This is a genomic window from Paenibacillus sp. FSL F4-0100 (assembly GCF_037993005.1).
GTDB lineage: Bacteria > Bacillota > Bacilli > Paenibacillales > Paenibacillaceae > Paenibacillus_AQ.
Genome location: NZ_CP150303.1, coordinates 3116936 through 3135639, shown reverse-complemented (window position 1 = coordinate 3135639; position 18704 = coordinate 3116936). Strand labels below are relative to the sequence as shown.

The following is an 18704-nucleotide window of genomic DNA, read 5'->3' as shown; positions in this document are numbered from 1 at the left end:
GCACAATTTTGTTGCATAGTATTCTTTTTTATACTATTGCTTGATGGAGGTATACAAATGAAAAATCACAATAACCAATACTCAGCTTGTCCTAACCCCTACGGATGCCCCGTGGAAGCAACGCTAGAAGTAATCGGGGGGAAATGGAAAGGAGTTATTTTATATCATTTACTTTCAGGAACAAAGCGTTTTAATGAATTTCGCGGACTAATGCCTGACATCACACAGCGGATGTTGACTCTTCAGCTTCGTGAATTGGAAAAAGATGGAATAGTGCACAGAGAAATCTATAGAGAAGTTCCGCCAAAGGTAGAATATTCGTTAACTGAGTTCGGCCTTACATTAGAACCAATTATTATGCTTATGAGAGACTGGGGGGAAAGGTATAACAAAGAGATCGCCATCAAGTAAGAATATTTCGGAACAAGTGGAGTCTTAAATTATTTACGCCATTCGACCTGGTTACAGAGTTACCGGGTCCCGCCACATGCCCATCAAGCTAAGTCCCCAAAACGAAAAAACGCTATTCTTTCATTAGATTGATTAATGAAAGGATAGCGTTTTATGATGAATCTTGGTATTTCAGACGACCTTCATTTAACGCTTAGCACCACTTCGTCTGTATCATTTTCCAGCGGCTATCGCCTGAACCGCCTCACTTAAAGGTTGCTGTTCACGTCCAAGCAATGTTTCCAAATCGTCGCTCTCCACCGCCATAGCTCCTTCGCGAATCGATTTTAACATATTGACGAGCTTCAGTACTTTAGTGTCTGAAAGTTTAGCGCTACGCAGAACCTCGGCGTAAGCGTCATCACTTACATTTTTCAGAGGAACTTTCTTCCCTAACGCCTCGTTTAAAATCTCAACTACTTCCTCCACAGTACGAAGCTCTCCAGACAGTTCATAAATTTTATTTTCATGACCCTCTCCAGCCAGTACTGCTGCAGCTGCATGCGCATAGTCCCGTCGTGTCGCCCAACCGACTTTCGCTGAAGCTAATGTATGAACCCAAGGCGCGTCTTTCAGAGCAGCCTGAATATTTCCTGCTTCATTCTCGATATACCAGTTGTTCCGAAGAAAGGTGTAAGGAATCCCCGATTCTCGGATGATATCTTCTGTGGCGCGATGATCGTTGGCAATGTCGGCTTTACTGTCTTGGGCATTTACTACACTTGTGTAAACAATATGCTTTACCCCTACTTTTTGAGCTGCATTTACCGCCGCTCGATGTTTCTCGACGCGATCTCCTTCCGTTGTTGCAGAAACGATAAGAATACGGTCTACGCCCGCAAAAGCGACTTCTAGTGTTTCCGGATTGTTGAAGTCACCTTGCCGTACGTCTACCCCTTTTTCACTGAAATACTTTGCTTTGTCAACGTCACGCACACTTACAGCCAGGTTGGAGGCAGGCAGCAATTCCAACAGTCTGTCTACCACCAATGATCCCAATCGTCCAGTTGCTCCGGTCACCAAAATTATCATGTTTCTCCACCTTGATTTTATTATTATTAGGTTTGTTTTTTCTTGTGCTATTCAAGAGGTCGAAGTATACCTGAGTGATGACTCTCCACTATTCCAAAGGCAAATGAAATTGACACAGGTTCATGGCCTCCTCCAGCAATTCGATTGAATGCAGATCATTACACCTGAGTGACTACGATTACTTCGTCGGCTCTTATCTCATTAATCATCTCATCCAGTATATTTTTTACTGTATCCGGGCTATCACGAATAAGGTCTTTCTCCTGTTTGTTCCATCGCCCATCTATTGTCGCGACTGGCGGCTGTAACTTCCAGCCGTTCCGAGAATGTGATCCAAAAACTGCTGTTCATGACGTAGCCAAGCGATCAGCTTCTTTATCTGTTGCTGCAACAATGGTGTTCACCGCGATCATTATACATACGATCGATCCAACGATTTAGATGGCCGGAAATTTGCGGGTGGTACAGTTCAAGCGCAGAAAGCAAATAGTGCAGAGAAGCATGCATTGCAAAAGCAAACGGCAAGTCGAGCTGGGCTGCCTGTTGAGCGCTGAGACAGCTGGAACCCAATAATCTATTTGGGATTTCAAATCCTTCGCCAGGAATCGTCTATACTCCCGGAACTGCTCCACCTGGCGTCGGATTTAGATAAGAGCGCGATTCCAAGAGTAGGTCCGAAGAGTTGTTGTGCAAACAGTTTATACTAGTGGATGTGGTATATAAAGTTCTTCTAAACGGGTAATTTCTTCAGAAGTCAATTTAACCGACAACGCCGAAACCGCATCTTCCAGATGGCTGATCTTCGTCGAACCCACAATCGGCGCGGTGACCTCTTCTTTTTGTAGCAACCATGCGAGTGCAATTTGTGCACGCGAAATTCCCCGGTTAGCAGCAATTTCCCCAACTCTTTCCGCGACTTTGCGATCTGCCTCTTCCGTTTTACTAAACAAGGCCTTTGCTACCTGGTCCTTCTCTGATCGCGCGGTCTGCTCATTCCAATCCCGTGTTAACCGGCCTGCTGCCAAAGGCAGGTAAGGAGTAACGCCAACTCCCTCGTCTCTGCAAAGGGGGAGCATTTCTCGTTCTTCTTCCCGATAGAGCAGGTTTAATCTATTCTCCATGGAAACGAACCTTGTCCAGCCGTTGCGCTCTGCGACATGCTGAGCTTTCGCAAACTGCCATGCCAGCATGGAGGATGCTCCGATGTATCTGACCTTGCCCTCCTTAACTAAATCGTGAAGAGCCTCCATGGTCTCCTCAATTGGCGTATTAGGATCCCATCGATGAATTTGGTACAAATCGACATAGTCTGTTCCGAGTCGTCTTAGACTGTTATCAATTTCGGTCATGATAGCTTTACGGGAAAGTCCCATAGCATTCGGACCTTTGCGCATTGGAACAAATACCTTTGTTGCTATGACGACTTCGTCACGATGAGCGAAGTCCTTTAAGGCACGTCCGAGAATTTCTTCGCTTGTTCCGTCGGAATACATGTTGGCGGTACTGAAAAAGTTGATGCCCGATTCGAGTGCCTTCTTAATAATCGGTCTGCTTTGCTCCTCATCCAGAGACCATGGGGCATTGCCGCGTTCAGGTACTCCGAAGCTCATGGTTCCAAGACTTAGCTTTGAAACCTCTAAGCCGCTGTGTCCAAGTTTTACATATTCCATGTGATAACACACTCCTTAAGGATATTGGGAAGGCATTCACGCCTTCAGGTTGTCTACACAAATCTAGGTGTGCCAGTGCTCGAGACTACATCACCACGGGAGTTGGCGTCTTTCGTTAGAGAATGTGCCCGTCGGACCGTCCTTGTCCAGGAGCGCAAGGCGCACGGGATGTCGCGCGGCTTGCTCGACGGTGCCCGTGCCCTCAAAGTTGTTGAGATCCGTCGCGGTGAAGCCCGGGCATACCGCATTGACCTTAATGCCTGTCGACTCGAGTTCGATGGCGAAGGCGAGCGTAATCGCATTGAGAGCCGTCTTCGAAGGGCTGTAAACGGCGCCGAACATCTCGCGATGCGAATTAGTCGGATCCGCGTTCAACGTCAGCGAGCCCGAACCGCTTGATACGTTGACGATACGTGCTGCCGGCGCTTCACGAAGGAGCGGCAGCATCGCTTGCGTGACGGCGATGACGCCGAACACGTTCGTCTCGAACACTGCTCGCACCTCGTCTAGAGAGGCTACGCTTGGGCGCCCCGACTTCCCGACCTCCTCGAGAGGCCTGCCCGGCTGACCCGCGTGCGATATACCCGCGTTGTTCACGAGCACATCGAGACGACCGAGCTCGCTGCGGATGCACTCCGCCGCCGCGGAGATGGAATCCTGATTTGAAACGTCGAGTTGGAGGACGCGGGCATCCGCTCCGACGCTCTTCGCGGCCGTCTCCCCTTTCTCGAGATTGCGCGAACCGACGAGTACAGTGAAGCCGTGCGCCGCGAGATCTTTCGCGATTTGAAGACCGATTCCTTTATTGGCCCCGGTGACCAAGGCCACAGGTTTATCCTGCATAAGAAATAACTCCTTTCTCGTGGATTTACTGCTCAATTTTGTATTGCAAATTAAGGTTAATACATCAACTTGGCACTCGACAGATTTCTCTGAGATTGATACGTCAACCTGAATATAGGCTAACACCTTTCGGTTGATGTGTCAACCATGATATTATACTTTCATGGATACTAACAAAGTAAGCGAAGATGAAATGCGAATATGGAATATGTGGAAAGGCTCCTTTAAGCGAATCTTTGGTCGCGTTGTTAAGGAACTTTCTGAACATACAGGACTATCAGAAGGAGACTTTGGAATACTAGATCGGTTAGTCCAACTCGGAGATGGCAAGCTTCGCCAACAGGAACTAGCCGACTCGATGAACTGGGATAAGAGCAGATTATCCCATCATTTGACACGGATGGAAAAACGGGGCCTTGTTAAAAGGAGTCCATTAGACGCAGATCGTGGTGTTCAGGTTATCATTACTTCTGCCGGAAAAGCAACTTTGGATGAGGCCCTACCCATCGTCTCAATGGCAATACGCAAATATTTCCTGGATCAATTAACCGAGCAAGACATTGAATCAATTACGAAGCTGGCGGAAAGAACAAAAAAGTGACCCTAGCCTCCGGTATAGCCTAGTTGTCTTGATCACTTTTCTGGATGCTGTCCATCCTGTATAGTCAAAAAAGACAAGGAACTGAACCGGCCCTTCCCTTTATCTGTACCTACAAGAAAAATGCAGCAGCCCATTTGATTCGGCTTTTCCGCCAGTCGAGGGTAGCTCATCCTCTGCTTTACCACTACCGATGATACGGTTGACCGTGCTGTCTGAAACGGCAAGCTTCAGGGCCATCCTTTGCGGGAGGGCCCTGAAGTTGATTACTACTTTCAATTATCGTACCCATGAACACCCTAACGGTTACTCAGCGAACACCATTTATAGAGATATAGACTCCTTCAGAAAATCCCTTAGCTTCATCGGAGGTCGACCGATTAAATCAGATAAAGCATTGGTCGCTTGCGCGAAGTCCCCATTGCGTCTGGCACGAAATAAACCCATGGTTATCTCAATGCGCGGTGTCGAAAAACCCTGAGCGATCAGATATTCCCTATACGCTTCGTCTGGCACGACTTTTGGATAGATCGGTCGGCCGACGAGATCCGAAAGCATCGCTGCAACCTCATCCATATCAATCGCTTCAGAGGCCGTTAGATTCGGGGACGGGCCGTCCCCGCCCTGCTCAGTTAGAATGACTGCCGCGGCTTGCGCCAAATCCGAATGCGTTGTCCAAGCAACCGGACCGTCCTCGGGAACAACCAATACTCCTGTTTTGATGGCTTCGCCGATTAATCCAACCAATGAGGAGGCGTAAAAACCGTTGCGAAGAGACGTGTAGGGCATACCCGATTCTTTAAGCAATGCTTCTGTCGCCGCATGATGAATCATTGGCGGAAAATACGATGCGTGCGAAGAGCCCATATGACTCGTGTACAGCACCCTGCCGGCGCCGGACTTCTTTGCTGCGTGAATTGCCGTTTTATTCTGACGGATACCCGCCTCTCCCAAAATACCGGACGAAACAAGAAGAACCTGTGACGCTCCTTCAAAAGCATCAAGCAAGCTTTCCGCATCATCGAAATCGCCACGACGCACACGGACCCCACGATCCTTTAAATCCTGTGCCTTGCTCACTTCCCGGACACTGACCCCAATCTGTTCAGCAGGGATACGTTTAATCAATTGCTCTACCACGCCTCTGCCTAATTTTCCATTTGCTCCAGTAACGATAAGCATGTTACCTCCAGTTGATCATAAGTAGTGATCAGCTGCTTACTGTTGTTGTTTTGCCCATCCGATATTCTGCTAATGAACAATGCGGTCCCTTTAGCTCCCAATAACGTCGTAAATAGAGGATTGGACTATCTCTTGTTATTTAAGAGCTTCGCTAAACGCACTTTCGATTTTCTCGGCATCCTTGGAGACCGTAAACAAAATATATAGACCTTTGACCTTTAATACATGATTTTCGACGAGGTAAAATTGCTCGGGACGGTAGTCTTTCAACTTGACCTCTTGAGCCTCGATTCTTTTCATGATTTTTTCCTTAACGCTTTCCGCTTGATTCTCTTGTTTCACTTTGATCACGGCCAGTTCATTCGCTTCCACGTTCGATTCTGCCGTATACAGCACAAAATCCTGAACTTCATCTGCATTGAGATGATATAGCTTCTTAAGCCTGTTCATATCCCCTTTTTCCATATCTTCCATAGATGCCACTTGCTTGATACGTTCCTCAATTGTATCGACAGGAACGTCCTTGGCGTCTTCGTTCTTGCCGGAACACCCGATCAAAATGCCACATAAGATCATGACGGCAGACAGGATAAACAAGTATTTAATTTTCTTTCCAGTAAGCATCGTTACTGACCTCCTTTTTGCATTATTCCACGGAATCCGCTAATGATTTAATGGATGGATCTTCAAAAAATGTAGTAATATTATACAAAATCAACATGTCGTGGATTTGCCGCTCTTCCGTAAGTTTCAGTATATCCCCATCATAATATCTGAGGTCTATCACATCAATTTCGCTAAAATGCGATGTTAAAAAAGGGATCAAGCTGTTTGCATACGAATCTTTAACAATAAGCAGCCTTCTTCCTTCCGTATTGTCAGTTGTTATTCGGATCAAGCCATGATTTCCATTAAAAAATACAGTGTATTTATCTTTCTTGGCGAGATTCTCCATGACGTACATCGAATCCGCACTTTGCTGTTCGTCTACATAATCCACGGAAATGGTCCCCGGTGTTTTTGGATAATAAAGCTCAATGGAATCCGGTTGTATGTGCCTAAACCCGCTTTTCGAATACAAAGATCCATAGAACTGACTGGTGACTTGACGAATGTTGAAATCATCTTCGTTCTTGGGTGTGAAACTCATTGGCGCGCCCAACTCCCGATAGGCAAGGAAAGCGCCTTTGGTCGTCCAGTGATGGTCTGTTTTGTAATAGATCGGTTGCTCCTTGTTCGCCTCTAGCGCGGGGGAAACATCGATACATCGAATGTCCCCGAGATGAGAATCCTTTATCTTTTCCCAATAGACCATCTCATCACCACCGGAAGCATAAGGCGGCAATTTATCCTCAAGCACGGCAGCGGCCGTCGGCACCAACATCATATATTTGCGTAGACCAGGCGAGGCCTTATCAAATGCTTGAACAGCTTTCACCTTGTCTTCCAAATCTCCTTTTTCTGGAGGAGGAAATTTTTGAATCAGGTACCCGTCCTTGCCGATGTAAACCCCATTGCTCTCTTTTTTCCCCATTCCCTGGTCCGCATCGGATTTTAGTCCAATCCAAAAGTCCCTCTCCATAAACTGATCCGATATATACGATTCAAATTCTGAAGTGAACTTGCCTGAAACTAATGTTTCAAGCGAGAATTTCGGGAGCTTCTGCAGCATTCGGTTCTCTGATTCGGAAAATTCTTTACTAGGGGTCAGAAAGTTGATAAGCAATACCGCTCCGGTAAACATCAGCAGTAAAATGGCGAGTACGCGATAATATACCTGGTCGTACTTCTTCAAATCGATCACCTCCATTAAAAACGAAAGTATAAGAATGGATTGTACGTTGCATTGACCAGGTAAGCTGTTGACGCCACCATAAAGATGAAGTAGATGGCGGAAGCGGCAATCGATCCGATTCGGGCGAACTTGGTTCTGATGATTGTCAGTGCTTTACTGGGAAGCGGCGTGGCACAAACCACCAAGAGCAGCAGCAGCAGGGCGTTCGTCGACAGATCGTAGAGTGACCGGTTGTCCATGAGCCCATTTGCTCCAACGCCAAACATCGTTCCGATGAATGTCATGGCTGCGGGCAAATGTTCAACTTCGAAAAATACCCAGCCGATGATCACGATAATCAGGGTGTAGACATGGCTTACAAAGGCTGGCAAGCGCTGAAACCATTTCAAGAGAAATAGCTTCTCGATTGTGACAAAAAGACCGAAATATAAGCCCCAAATGATAAAATTCCAGCTTGCTCCATGCCATAATCCCGTTACAAACCATACAATCGCCAAGTTTCGCAGCTGCTTTAGCATACCTGCTCGGTTCCCACCGAGCGGGATATAGATATACTCACGGAACCAGGCACCGAGCGAAATATGCCATCTCCGCCAAAATTCTGTAATGCTCTTGGAAATATAAGGATAGTTAAAGTTCTCCATAAATTCGAACCCGAACATTCTACCTAGACCACGTGCCATATCCGAATACCCGCTAAAATCGAAATAGATTTGAAACGTGAACGCGACAATGCCGAGCCATGCAGAAAGTACCGATAGTTCTCCCGCAGGCACCACTTTGACACTTGTCCACAGCAAACCGATATTGTTAGCAAGCAATACTTTTTTAGCAAGCCCCCTAATAAATAGTTCCGCTCCTTCACCAAAGCGATCCAACGTCACTTTACGATTAGCAAGTTGCTCCGCAATATCTTCATATTTCACGATCGGTCCCGCTACAAGCTGCGGAAACATTGTCACATAAGCGCTGAAGGAGATCAGGTTCTTCTGAACAGGCACCTTTCTCCGATAAACGTCAATAATGTAAGACATCGTTTGGAACGTGTAGAAGGATATTCCCACCGGAAGCGGAAGATCTGCTGCCTGCAAGTGCAGGTTAAACAACGAATTGATATTGTCGAAGACGAAACCCGCGTATTTAAAGAAGCCCAGAATTCCCAGGCTTCCAATCATGGATACGATCAAAACTCCCCGCGCAATCGCCTTACGGTGCCTGTATTTTTCGATCAGGATCCCGTTCACATAGTCGAATACCGTCGAGAAGATCATGATAAAAATATAGACAGGCTCGCCCCATGCATAGAAGATCAGGCTTGCGACGAGCAGAATGGCATTTCTAATCCTCATGGGCGATATATAGTAGATCAGAATGGTGACCGGCAGAAAGAGGAATAGAAATATAAGGCTGCTAAAGACCAATCCCCGTCACCTCCAGTTTTTGACCTAGTTGCATGTTATTTCACCTGATCTTTGAGCAAATCCAGCATACGTGTATAAAACTCCGGTTTAAAATGAACGCCGTCCGAACTGTACAAATTTTGGCTGTCCGCAAATATGGAGGATAAATCGACAAATCCGACCTGCTCCTTGCTCGCCAGCTCTTTTAAGCCTTGGTTGTAATCGTTGATATTTTTGTAGCGTGGTTCCACTTTTTCAGCTTCCGGCGTAACCGGAGTAACCGGTAAAACCGTTATGGCTGCATCCGGAAGTTTCTCCTTGATGCTGTCAATCAATTTGGCGTAAAACTTTAGCGAATACTGCTTGGGGTTATCGGTAACTTGGGGCGGCAATAGGATATCATCGGATCCCAGCATGATAAATACATGCTGCGGATTCCTCTCTGCCAGCTTATCGACATATCCAGCCTCCAGAGCTAGCTCGGTAGTCGTTCCGGCACCTGCCACTACATTGAACTCGTCCAAAATGTCATGGTATGATAGCGCCTCTGTAATCGAATCCCCCAGAAATACACTGTGTTGAAAAATCGTTTTATAGGAAGTATTGTTTGACTTCTCCATGGGTGCTGTTTCATTGACTTCTGCCATAGGCGTCTTGTTTATCGTATATTGCCCATCCCCACATGCTGCCAAGGTAAGTGCGATGCTGCCTATAAATAGTGTTGAAATGACTTTTTTATACATGGGATCATTGTCCTCTCTTAATTTAAATTTAGGTACTCCTTTATGCCTTCCAGAATGGAAGCAGCTATTCGGTTTTGAACATCTTCTGTCAGCATTGCTTTCTCTTCCTGCGGATTCGTTAAATATCCCATCTCGATCAAGACAGCCGGCATTTCCGTATCCTTTAGGACAAAATAATCTTGTTTCTTCGCTCCCCGGTCCCGAAACGCGCTTGCCTGAACGACTTGTCGTTGCATGATATCGGCCAAGGATCGCGAATTCTCATGGTAATAGTACGTTTCCGTACCCGACACGCCAGGGTCCTCGTACGTATTGCCGTGAATGGATATAAACAGATCCGCACCCAGATCATTGGCGAATTTCGGCCTTTCCCGGTCCACCGAGGATATAAACCGGTCGTCCGTCCGGGTCATATACACCTGGATTCGCGGTTCTTGCTTCGCCAATTCCTCCACCTTGTGCGCCAGCTTCAGCGTAAAATCCTTCTCGAAGCTTCCGCTGGCCCCTGTCGCCCCGTGGTCTTTTCCACCATGCCCGGGATCAATGACGATTTTGTACGGCGTCCCCAGCTGATGAGGTGAATTACTGTTTCCGCTTAATAGGTCCATCATCCGATGATTTTGTTGAGTCTTGCTGCGGCTTCCGGCCCCATACCCCGAATTGATGCTGTACAGCAAAACGATCAGCACCGCGGACAACAAGAATGAGACCGTCAGTACGGCTTTCCTCATTCTCACTCTCTTCATTCTCTCTCTCCTCATTCTCTCTCTCCTCCTTACAATATAGAGAGTAATCGCCCGAGATAAAGATAAAGTGCAGATCATATCAAATTGATTTAAAGAATCAGAGTGCAATAGGATAAAAAAGGAGCCGTCCAACCGAGATGTGCGAAGACCTCGGGACAGCTCCTTCTTCTAGAAATCTGATTCAGTGCCGCGCTGTGGCTATAAACGATCATCCTTCTGAAAATTGAGGTGAAAATGTGCGGCATCCGTATAAACGCCAAACCGGTAACCTTTTTTCTGATAAAACGCGATAATTTCCGGAAGAACCTGCAACGTTTGCGGTTTTTCATGCATCAATACCACCTCCAGATCGACTTTCGTCGCTTTTTTAATGTTCTCGACAATTTGTTCCGGATGGTCTTTCAGATTCCAGTCGTTCGATTCGATGGTCCAATCCCAAATCTTCATTCCTTCTTTTGCGATTTGATCGCGGATCTTCTTTTCGTTTAACCCGGGGACCGAGCCGTAAGGTGGACGCACCAAATGTGGATTCTCGCCTGTGATGTCATGGATGAGCGCCAAGTTTTCTTTCATTTCGGACACGAATTCCCCTTCTTCGTACAGCTTTTTATATTGATGGCTCATGCTATGTCCTCCGACATAATGCCCCTCGCGTACAGTACGCTTCACGTCGCTTTGTAAACTTTTTCGCTGCAATTGGCTTCCTTGCATGAAAAAAGTGGCCTTGACGCCATGTTGCCGTAACACGTCGAGAAATTTCCCCGTCAAGTCGCTAGGACCGTCGTCAAACGTTAAATATACGATCTTCCCTTTCGGCCTGGCATCCTCGCCTTCCGCATTAGCCTCACTGACATTCCTCGTAGAATGTTGGTACACAGACTGTTCTCCATGCTGCTCCGCAATCGCGGCCCTATCGAGTGGTATCAATCTCATCAGGCAAAAACAAAGCAGGCCAACGGCTGCAAGAAAAATGGCTTGCCGTCTGCGCCTCTTTGCTCTGTGCTTTCTTTCTCTCAGACCCCGACCAAGGTTTGGTCCTGCTGTCATTTTCAATCCACCCCCTCTCTCTCAAATAGAAAGAATAACAGGGAGAGATGCAGAAAAAGTGCAGATGAAATCAACGCAATTTAAAAAAAGAAAAAGCGCAGAACCGAGGTCTGCGCTTTCTTCCGTATTCCTACGCTTTTTTATTCAATTGAAAATAAAACAAAACTCCATCGGAGGTATTGGTAACGCCGTAAGCCACCCCGTGCATCTCCAGAATCTTTTTGCAAATGGCGAGGCCGAGCCCGGTGCCTCCGGTCGACCGCCCGCGAGATGGTTCGCCGCGATAAAACCGATCCCAGATCTTCTCAAGTTGTTCGTCCGGAATGGAAGCTCCTTTATTTTCGATACAAATTTTAACGGCGTCCTGATCTTCCGAGGTGGTTATGAGAATGGACTCCCGCTCCGGCGTATAACGAATCGCGTTGTTGAGGAAATTGACGACGACCTGCTCAATTCGCCGCTCATTCGCCACCACTTCAGCAGGTTTCAGTGACGTATTAAGATGTAATTGCTTGGCCTTGATATCCGAAGCCAATTTTGCGCATACCCGCTCGATAACGGCGTCGACATAAAAGGAATCCATATCCAGTGTATACGTTCCGGATTCATATTTTGCCAATTCCAACATATCCACGATTAGCAGATCCATCCTTTTGACTTCGTCCTCCATAGCCTTAAAATAATAATCCCGTTTATGACTTGCCACCCCGTCCTTCAAAATAGCAAGGCAACTCTGAATGATGCTTAACGGAGTCTTCAGCTCATGGGATACGCCGGATATAAATTCTTTTCGTGTATACTCAAGCTGCTTTTCTTTCTCGATGTCCTGCTGGAGCCTAAGAATATAGGAGTGCAGCCGCTCGGAAAGTTCATTAATATTTCGCGACAAGTCGCCGATTTCATCCTTCGTAGTGATAGGGATTTTTTCCGAAAAATCGAGCCCTGCCATTTGCTGCGTCGTACGGTTGATACGTAGTAGCGGCCTGGCAATCTGGCGAGAAAAATAAAATGATGCCAGCAGCACGAGAAACAAAGTGGCAATAATGATGTACACATAGTAATCTTTGATCATCCCTGCGGCTTCATTGACCGGCTGAAGTGACGTCATCGCGAACAGGTATGTCGGATTTCCGTCGCGATCTTGGATGCGGTCCACGAAAATTTTGTAGTTCGCGTGATTTTCTTCATAATCTACGATCTGATTTGCGTTCGTGGCATCCTTAAGGTCGCCGTACAATAGATCCGCTTGGAAAGATTTGATACGGTCCAGAAACAAGTGATTGGTGTAACGCGAGACTCCCGCCCCTTCCGGTATCCGAACTTTCGTAATGGTTCCTTCGACCAGAAATGTGGAATATTTTTCACGATATTGGATCACGTTCGATCGATTGACGACCTCGTACTCTTTGCTCACCATCTGATGATTTTCCAGCCGGCTTTCATCTCTCAGATTGGATCTGCTCCTCCCCATCCGCTGGATAACCGGCTGGTTGTTCATGATCAAGCCTTCAATCGCGATCCATTCCCCTTCTTGAATCCAAGGAGCGAGGAACGAATTATCGCTGCTGAAGTCCTCTACGTTGATAAAACTGTATAGAGGTAAGGTTATCGTTTTATCGGAAAGCGCAGATTCTTCCGAACTATCCAGCTTAATCTCCAGGAAGAAATCGTCGGCATACTTTAAATTACCGCGGGTGTCCAAAGCCGTGATCCAGGTGTTATGCTTTTGAAAAAAGTCTTGCTCCAGCTTTGCCATCTCCTGGGTGTTCGAGGCATGATTCAGGTAGTCTTGTTCATAAGCCTGAAGCGCCGCGTTGACGTCCTTCACTTTTTGATGAACATAAAACTGTTTGAAAAATACGGTTTGCAAGGTAATAGTAACGGCAAGGGTGAAAAAGCATAATCCCGTCGTTAATAGGAACAGCTTAAGAACAATGCCTTTTTTCATAACTTCTCCTCGAACTTATAACCAGATCGAACGATCGTGACAATACACTTGGCATGCTCCCCCAACTTGGAACGCAAATTGCGAATATGGCTGTTAACGGTCCGATCGTCGCCGACGAAATCATATCCCCAGATTTTTGTAATCAGCTGATCCCGGGTGACGATAATTCCTTTGTTCTTCATCAAATACGCCAGTATTTCTAATTCGGTATGCGTCAGACTGCACTGTTCCCCATCGATCGTAACGATTCGAGATGGGAAATGAATCGAGATACCACAGCTGGACAACGTATCTTCCTCTTGATCCCGGATCTGCCTTGTTTCTAAAAGCCGTTTCGCCCGTGCCAGCAGGATTGGAGGACTGTACGGTTTGGTTATATAGTCGTCGGCACCTAGTTCAAAACCCAGCAATGTATCATCTTCATCCGAACGGGCGGTCAACATGATAATCGGAACATTCGATATCTTTCGGATACGTTTGCATACAGACCATCCGTCTAATTCAGGGAGCATGATATCCAGTATGATCAGATCCAGCTTATGTTCTTGAAATAACGTCAGAGCATTTTTTCCATCGCCCGCTTCAAGCACTTCATATCCTTCTTCCAGCAAATAATCTTTCATGATTTCCCGCAAAACAGGCTCATCTTCTACAATCAGTATTGTTCTTGACATAGGACAACCTCTCAACGTTTTTCTAGGTACGCTTGCCTTCAAACTATTTGAATCACCGGCATGCCTAACATGTTTTCAAAAACTAGACAAATGCCCTCGTAGTGGACATTCTTTTTGTATGAAGAATTACTGTAAAAATTATATTCATACCTGATAAAGATAAAATGCAGATTACATAAAGGTAAGTTGAAATTCAAAATTGCTTATAAGGAATAATGCAAGAATTTGTTTCTTTTTGTGCATTCGTAAATTGCATGTATCTCTTATAACAAGCGATATCTTAAGAGGGCAAAAGTTACTACTTTAGATACAAGATAAGCTCGCGTGTGTTCACATTCTGCCTCAATATCCCCTGAATTAAGTTCAGAGATAGTAAACCCAGACCGATGTTGCGGATGCAGCCTGGATTGTACTAATTTGAAGCTCACTACGTATATCACTGATATCTTCGGTGTATCCGGTCGTGCATTAATTGAGTCCGTTATTAATGGTGAAGTCTTAGAGGCGGAGCAAATCAAAGAAAAAGTAAATACATCCCTTAAGCGTAAAGTTCCCGAGTTGCTTGAAGCTCTAAATGGGCGAATGAAGAAACATCATCGCATGATGATCGGCTTGCACTTCGATTTTACCGTATATAGAAACGACGAGAACAGAAAAAGGCTACCGTAGCGACGGCACATCTAATCTTCTGAATGATTTACCGAATGCTCAAGGAAAATCAACCCTACCGAGAATCAGGTTGGGACTATTTAACTTCTTCAACGTCTTCTGTGGACTATTGGCGATCTTCAGTTATGCGATAATTATGACTAAAAAAAGCGGTCCGAGACGGTCATTAGATGACCTTTTATACGAAACTTAAGTTTGGTAAGTTTATTCCTTAAGTAATGTGGATACCACATATGCCTGTTCATTGTTATAACCAGCTCTCCATAATTACGTAAGCTGCTTAAATCCCGGAATCGATGGCCTTATCCAGTAGAATGGCTCTTTTAATGTTTGTTTCGAACTTTCGCGACTTCGGTTTCAATCTCGGATACAAGTTTTTCGAGTGTATGATTGAATTGTTGTTTTTCATCCATCGTTAGAACATTTAAAAATACAGGCTGAAAATCTCCAGTTTGATTTAATACTACTCTACCGGCTTTAGTTAGAGTAATCATCATCACACGCTGATCCTCTTCAGATTTATACCGCTCGATGAACCCCTTTTTTTCAAGCTTTTTAATCATTTCAGAAGCAGATTGTGGGCGCATATCTAATTGACTGACTAATTCCTTTTGAGAAATATTGGGTGTTTGATGAAGGATACTCAATATTTTTCCTTGTCCTCGATTAGGAGCAGTAAACACGCTGCCTTTAAATAGGTTTTCTTTTAAAAACGCTGTAAGTAAATCATTAAATTTCATAAAATTAGCGGTTATTTCGATATTTAATTGCTTTTCATCCACAACAATTTCTCCTTATCTATTCTCAGTCTCCCTCTATTTTATCAGGTCACCGAAGTAATTCAAATCATGTTCTTGACAAATTAATAAGGGTACCTTATCTTAATAGTAAGGCACCCTTATTAAATATACGAAGGAGAAAACAGAATGACAGAGCTAGCCGTTTCAACTAAAGAGCTCGTTAAAGAGTTTCCTAACAAACGAGCAGTCGATGGTATTTCTTTAGATATAAAAAAAGGAGAGATTTTCGGTATTCTAGGTCCGAATGGTGCAGGAAAAACAACTTTCTTACGGATGCTTGCAACGATTACTAAAGTTTCAAATGGGGAAGCAATGATTTTTGGCAAAGACGTAACAAAAGATGCTCGAGGAGTTCGAAGCTTGATTGGCTTAACGGGTCAGTATGCAACCGTTGATGAGGAATTGACCGCGATGGAGAACTTGAAGCTTTTTGGACAATTGAATGGTTTATCAGCGAGACAATCCAAAGCGAGGGCCGTAGAACTTCTCAATCAGTTTTCATTAACTGAAGCAAAGGATCGACCGATTCGTGAATTTTCGGGTGGGATGCGTAGACGGTTGGATTTATCGGTGAGTTTAATTGTGAAGCCCCCCCTCATTTTTCTTGATGAACCGACAACGGGCTTAGATCCACGTACACGAGGAGAAATGTGGGAAGTGATCCGTAACTTAGCAAATGATGGAGCAACGATCTTGCTAACAACCCAGTATTTGGAGGAAGCGGATCAATTAGCTGATCGACTGGCCATTATAAATCATGGAAAAATTATTTCCCAAGGAACTCCAAATGAATTGAAGTCTTTGTTAAGTGAGACTCAATTTGAAATTACTCTGGAGCACATGAAGGATGTAGAAAGAAGCAAAAAACTAATCAAGACAGAAATCGCTCAAGAAGCCATGAGCTCACCTGAAGGAACCAAATTAACCGTTAAGCTTGCTGACACAAAAATCATGACGAAATTACTTTTATGTTTGACTCAGCGAGATATAGAAATCAAAGAGTTTTCGGTTAGAAAACCAACGCTTGATGAGGTATTTTTGGAATTAACTAAAAATTAATGCTATGCGAGGAGAAATGAAAATGGAATCCATAATAAGTAAACAAAACAACCTAAAGAGTACCTTGGTTGATATTTTAGTAATGGCCAAAAGAAATATCCTGAAAATTAGACACAATCCCGATAAATTGATTGATGTAACCGTGATACCCATCTTCTTCATGATCGTCTTTTCTTATTTGTTTGGAGGTGCAATTGCTGGTGGTGTAAAAGGATACTTGCCAATAATCGTGCCGGGAATTCTAATTCAAACGCTGGTCATGTCGTCATCGGCAACAGGTACACAATTACGTGAAGATTTGGATACGGGGGTATTTGATCGGTTTAAATCATTACCCATTGTACGGATTGCTCCACTAGCTGGTTTAGTGGTATCGGATATTTTGCGATATATCATGGCAGCTTTTTTCTCAATTGGCACGGGCTTCATACTTGGATGGCGCCCGGAAGCCGGGGTGGGTTGGCTAATTATCGCTTCGCTTTTGGCTATTTTTGGTGCATGCGCAATCAGTTGGGTGTTTGCATTAATTGGTTTGCTATCCAAATCCGCAGCAACGATCTCCAGCGTTTCAACAATGGTCACCATGTTGATGTCGTTTTTATCCAATGCATTCGTGCCTACGAATACTTTGCCAACTTTTTTACAAAAAGTAGCTGAGTATAATCCTGTTACTTATTTGGTCACTGCTTTTAAAGATTTAGCAAACCATGGACAGTTTACTTCTAGTGCATCAATGACCATCCTTATCGGCATACTTCTTGTTTTGATTGTTGCACCAATAACAGTTAAAGTGTATAACAGAAAAATATAAATGATAATGGATAAATGGCGGCAACTACAAAATAACAACTGTACTTGCTCAAAATCGATTCCATGAAATGAAAAAAGAGACACGCTTGGCTCTCTGCGTAAAATAGAATTACCACCAACCACCCCACGCAGAGGAGAATAAGATATGTCTCATACGTATACTTTATCACAACAAAATCATTGGAACAATCGGTTCGAAGAGTGGAAACTTCCGCTGTATTATCCTGAGTCATTTCTTAGCCCACGAAACTGGAACACGTCTGACCTGAAACGCACCATTCAACGTGTCGCTTTTCAGCAAATTAAAGCGTGTGCTCAGCGAGACTATAACCCCATTTTTGTAATACTGGATGATTCCGTGTGTGTAGCCTTCGTCACAGGCTACACACACGCGATTCAAGGAACCTCGTTTCAGCATTCTCATCTCAAGGGCCAGCATGTCTACTCTTAATCTCATGGGTTGGTATTGGGCGTATCGTCATCACTCATCTTTAAAAGGACAAATCCGTGCCCGACAAGAAAATTACGACGATGGACGTTCACCGCGAACATTCGACACAGTTCCCTTCGGCCACTCTATTTCTTCAATCCTTTAACGATAAGTTGTATTCCGAATTCAAAGGCATTTTCCGCCTCGTTCTCAATCGTATTCATTACATCGGAAGTTAATGTATCCACATCTGCATTGCGTTGAGACCCTTTAACCTTCTCTATAGGAGATGATTTTAATATTCTCCTTTTATTTCGTGTTTGTTCTTCCATTACAGATCCCAAAGTAAATTGGCCCATGGTCAGCATGGCCATTTGAGCTTCTCTCTCCGAGAAACCTGCTCGTACTAAATATTCAGTTTTTGGCGCTAATTGAACAAGATCATTAAAAGTGGGAATTGAGCCGGCATGAAGCATCGCTCCATCTGGATAAGCTAATAAAGCATTTCTAAAGCTGTAAGCATGATCTATGAACCATTTCTCCCATTGTCCCGTATCATGCGGCGTCTTAATGGTGTGATATCTGGCGATTATTGTAGAAGCCATCTCACCAAGCAGCGTTGCCTTATCTTTTACATGCCAATAAAGTGATGCTGATTCAACTCCCAATCTCTGTGCTAAACGCCTTGTTGTAATCGCCTCTAATCCACCCTCTTTAAGAAGTTCAAGCGCCTCCTCTATAACATCTTCACGTTTTATCTTTGCCATATTTAAAAATTCTCCTTATTTCCGTATTAAAAACTATCAAT

The 18704-nt window shown here is 44.7% G+C and carries 18 protein-coding genes; 4 read left to right on the top strand and 14 right to left on the bottom strand.

The annotated features are described in order from the left end of the window. Positions 1-57 precede the first annotated feature (57 nt). Positions 58-411, top strand: coding sequence for a helix-turn-helix domain-containing protein (locus MHH48_RS14140; protein WP_340390677.1), 354 nt, complete (start codon positions 58-60; stop codon positions 409-411). A gap of 213 nt (positions 412-624) precedes the next feature. Here the strand turns inward: MHH48_RS14140 and MHH48_RS14135 are convergent, their stop codons facing one another. The 3 genes from MHH48_RS14135 to MHH48_RS14125 form a co-directional block, all read right to left on the bottom strand. Then, positions 625-1482 carry an SDR family oxidoreductase gene (locus MHH48_RS14135; RefSeq protein ID WP_076326677.1) on the bottom strand — a complete coding sequence of 286 codons (858 nt, stop codon included), beginning with the start codon at positions 1480-1482 and terminating at the stop codon, positions 625-627. Between the two features lie 698 nt (positions 1483-2180). Further along, the gene (locus MHH48_RS14130) at positions 2181-3152 is read right to left on the bottom strand and encodes an aldo/keto reductase (protein ID WP_076326676.1); all 972 of its coding nucleotides are present in this window, start codon (positions 3150-3152) and stop codon (positions 2181-2183) included. A 90-nt stretch (positions 3153-3242) separates the two neighbouring features. Then, positions 3243-3995, bottom strand: a complete 753-nt coding sequence (locus MHH48_RS14125; RefSeq protein WP_076326675.1) for an SDR family oxidoreductase — start codon at positions 3993-3995, stop codon at positions 3243-3245. Between the two features lie 163 nt (positions 3996-4158). On the opposite strand from MHH48_RS14125, the gene MHH48_RS14120 reads away from it, so the two are divergent. Then, complete coding sequence (locus tag MHH48_RS14120; protein ID WP_076326674.1) at positions 4159-4596, top strand: MarR family transcriptional regulator; 438 nt, start codon at positions 4159-4161, stop codon at positions 4594-4596. Positions 4597-4917: 321 nt separating this feature from the next. On the opposite strand, the gene MHH48_RS14115 is transcribed toward MHH48_RS14120, so the two are convergent. The 10 genes from MHH48_RS14115 to MHH48_RS14070 form a co-directional block, all read right to left on the bottom strand. After that, positions 4918-5775, bottom strand: a complete 858-nt coding sequence (locus tag MHH48_RS14115) for an SDR family oxidoreductase (protein ID WP_076326673.1) — start codon at positions 5773-5775, stop codon at positions 4918-4920. A 135-nt stretch (positions 5776-5910) separates the two neighbouring features. Next, positions 5911-6399, bottom strand: coding sequence for a DUF4358 domain-containing protein (locus MHH48_RS14110; RefSeq protein ID WP_076326672.1), 489 nt, complete (start codon positions 6397-6399; stop codon positions 5911-5913). 22 nt (positions 6400-6421) lie between these two features. After that, complete coding sequence (locus tag MHH48_RS14105; RefSeq protein ID WP_306024483.1) at positions 6422-7579, bottom strand: DHHW family protein; 1158 nt, start codon at positions 7577-7579, stop codon at positions 6422-6424. Between the two features lie 5 nt (positions 7580-7584). Continuing rightward, positions 7585-8991, bottom strand: coding sequence for an MBOAT family protein (locus MHH48_RS14100; RefSeq protein WP_076326670.1), 1407 nt, complete (start codon positions 8989-8991; stop codon positions 7585-7587). Between the two features lie 35 nt (positions 8992-9026). Then, on the bottom strand, positions 9027-9713 hold the full coding sequence (locus MHH48_RS14095; RefSeq protein WP_076326669.1) for a GDSL-type esterase/lipase family protein: 687 nt from the start codon (positions 9711-9713) through the stop codon (positions 9027-9029). A gap of 17 nt (positions 9714-9730) precedes the next feature. Next, entirely contained in the window at positions 9731-10459 is a 729-nt protein-coding gene (locus tag MHH48_RS14090; protein ID WP_256720887.1) for an N-acetylmuramoyl-L-alanine amidase, read from the bottom strand. 198 nt (positions 10460-10657) lie between these two features. Next, positions 10658-11506 carry a polysaccharide deacetylase family protein gene (locus MHH48_RS14085; RefSeq protein WP_076326667.1) on the bottom strand — a complete coding sequence of 283 codons (849 nt, stop codon included), beginning with the start codon at positions 11504-11506 and terminating at the stop codon, positions 10658-10660. Between the two features lie 130 nt (positions 11507-11636). Next, complete coding sequence (locus tag MHH48_RS14080; protein WP_076326666.1) at positions 11637-13454, bottom strand: HAMP domain-containing sensor histidine kinase; 1818 nt, start codon at positions 13452-13454, stop codon at positions 11637-11639. Further along, entirely contained in the window at positions 13451-14128 is a 678-nt protein-coding gene (locus MHH48_RS14075) for a response regulator transcription factor (protein WP_076326665.1), read from the bottom strand. The genes MHH48_RS14080 and MHH48_RS14075 overlap by 4 nt, the downstream gene beginning before the upstream one ends. A 992-nt stretch (positions 14129-15120) precedes the next feature. Continuing rightward, the gene (locus MHH48_RS14070; protein ID WP_076326663.1) at positions 15121-15579 is read right to left on the bottom strand and encodes a MarR family transcriptional regulator; all 459 of its coding nucleotides are present in this window, start codon (positions 15577-15579) and stop codon (positions 15121-15123) included. Between the two features lie 144 nt (positions 15580-15723). On the opposite strand from MHH48_RS14070, the gene MHH48_RS14065 reads away from it, so the two are divergent. Continuing rightward, the gene (locus MHH48_RS14065; RefSeq protein ID WP_076326662.1) at positions 15724-16656 is read left to right on the top strand and encodes an ATP-binding cassette domain-containing protein; all 933 of its coding nucleotides are present in this window, start codon (positions 15724-15726) and stop codon (positions 16654-16656) included. Positions 16657-16678: 22 nt separating this feature from the next. Beyond that, a complete protein-coding gene (locus MHH48_RS14060; RefSeq protein WP_076326661.1) occupies positions 16679-17467 on the top strand; it encodes an ABC transporter permease in 789 nt (262 codons plus the stop codon). Between the two features lie 575 nt (positions 17468-18042). Here the strand turns inward: MHH48_RS14060 and MHH48_RS14055 are convergent. Beyond that, on the bottom strand, positions 18043-18663 hold the full coding sequence (locus MHH48_RS14055; protein ID WP_076326659.1) for a TetR/AcrR family transcriptional regulator C-terminal domain-containing protein: 621 nt from the start codon (positions 18661-18663) through the stop codon (positions 18043-18045). Positions 18664-18704 lie beyond the last annotated feature (41 nt).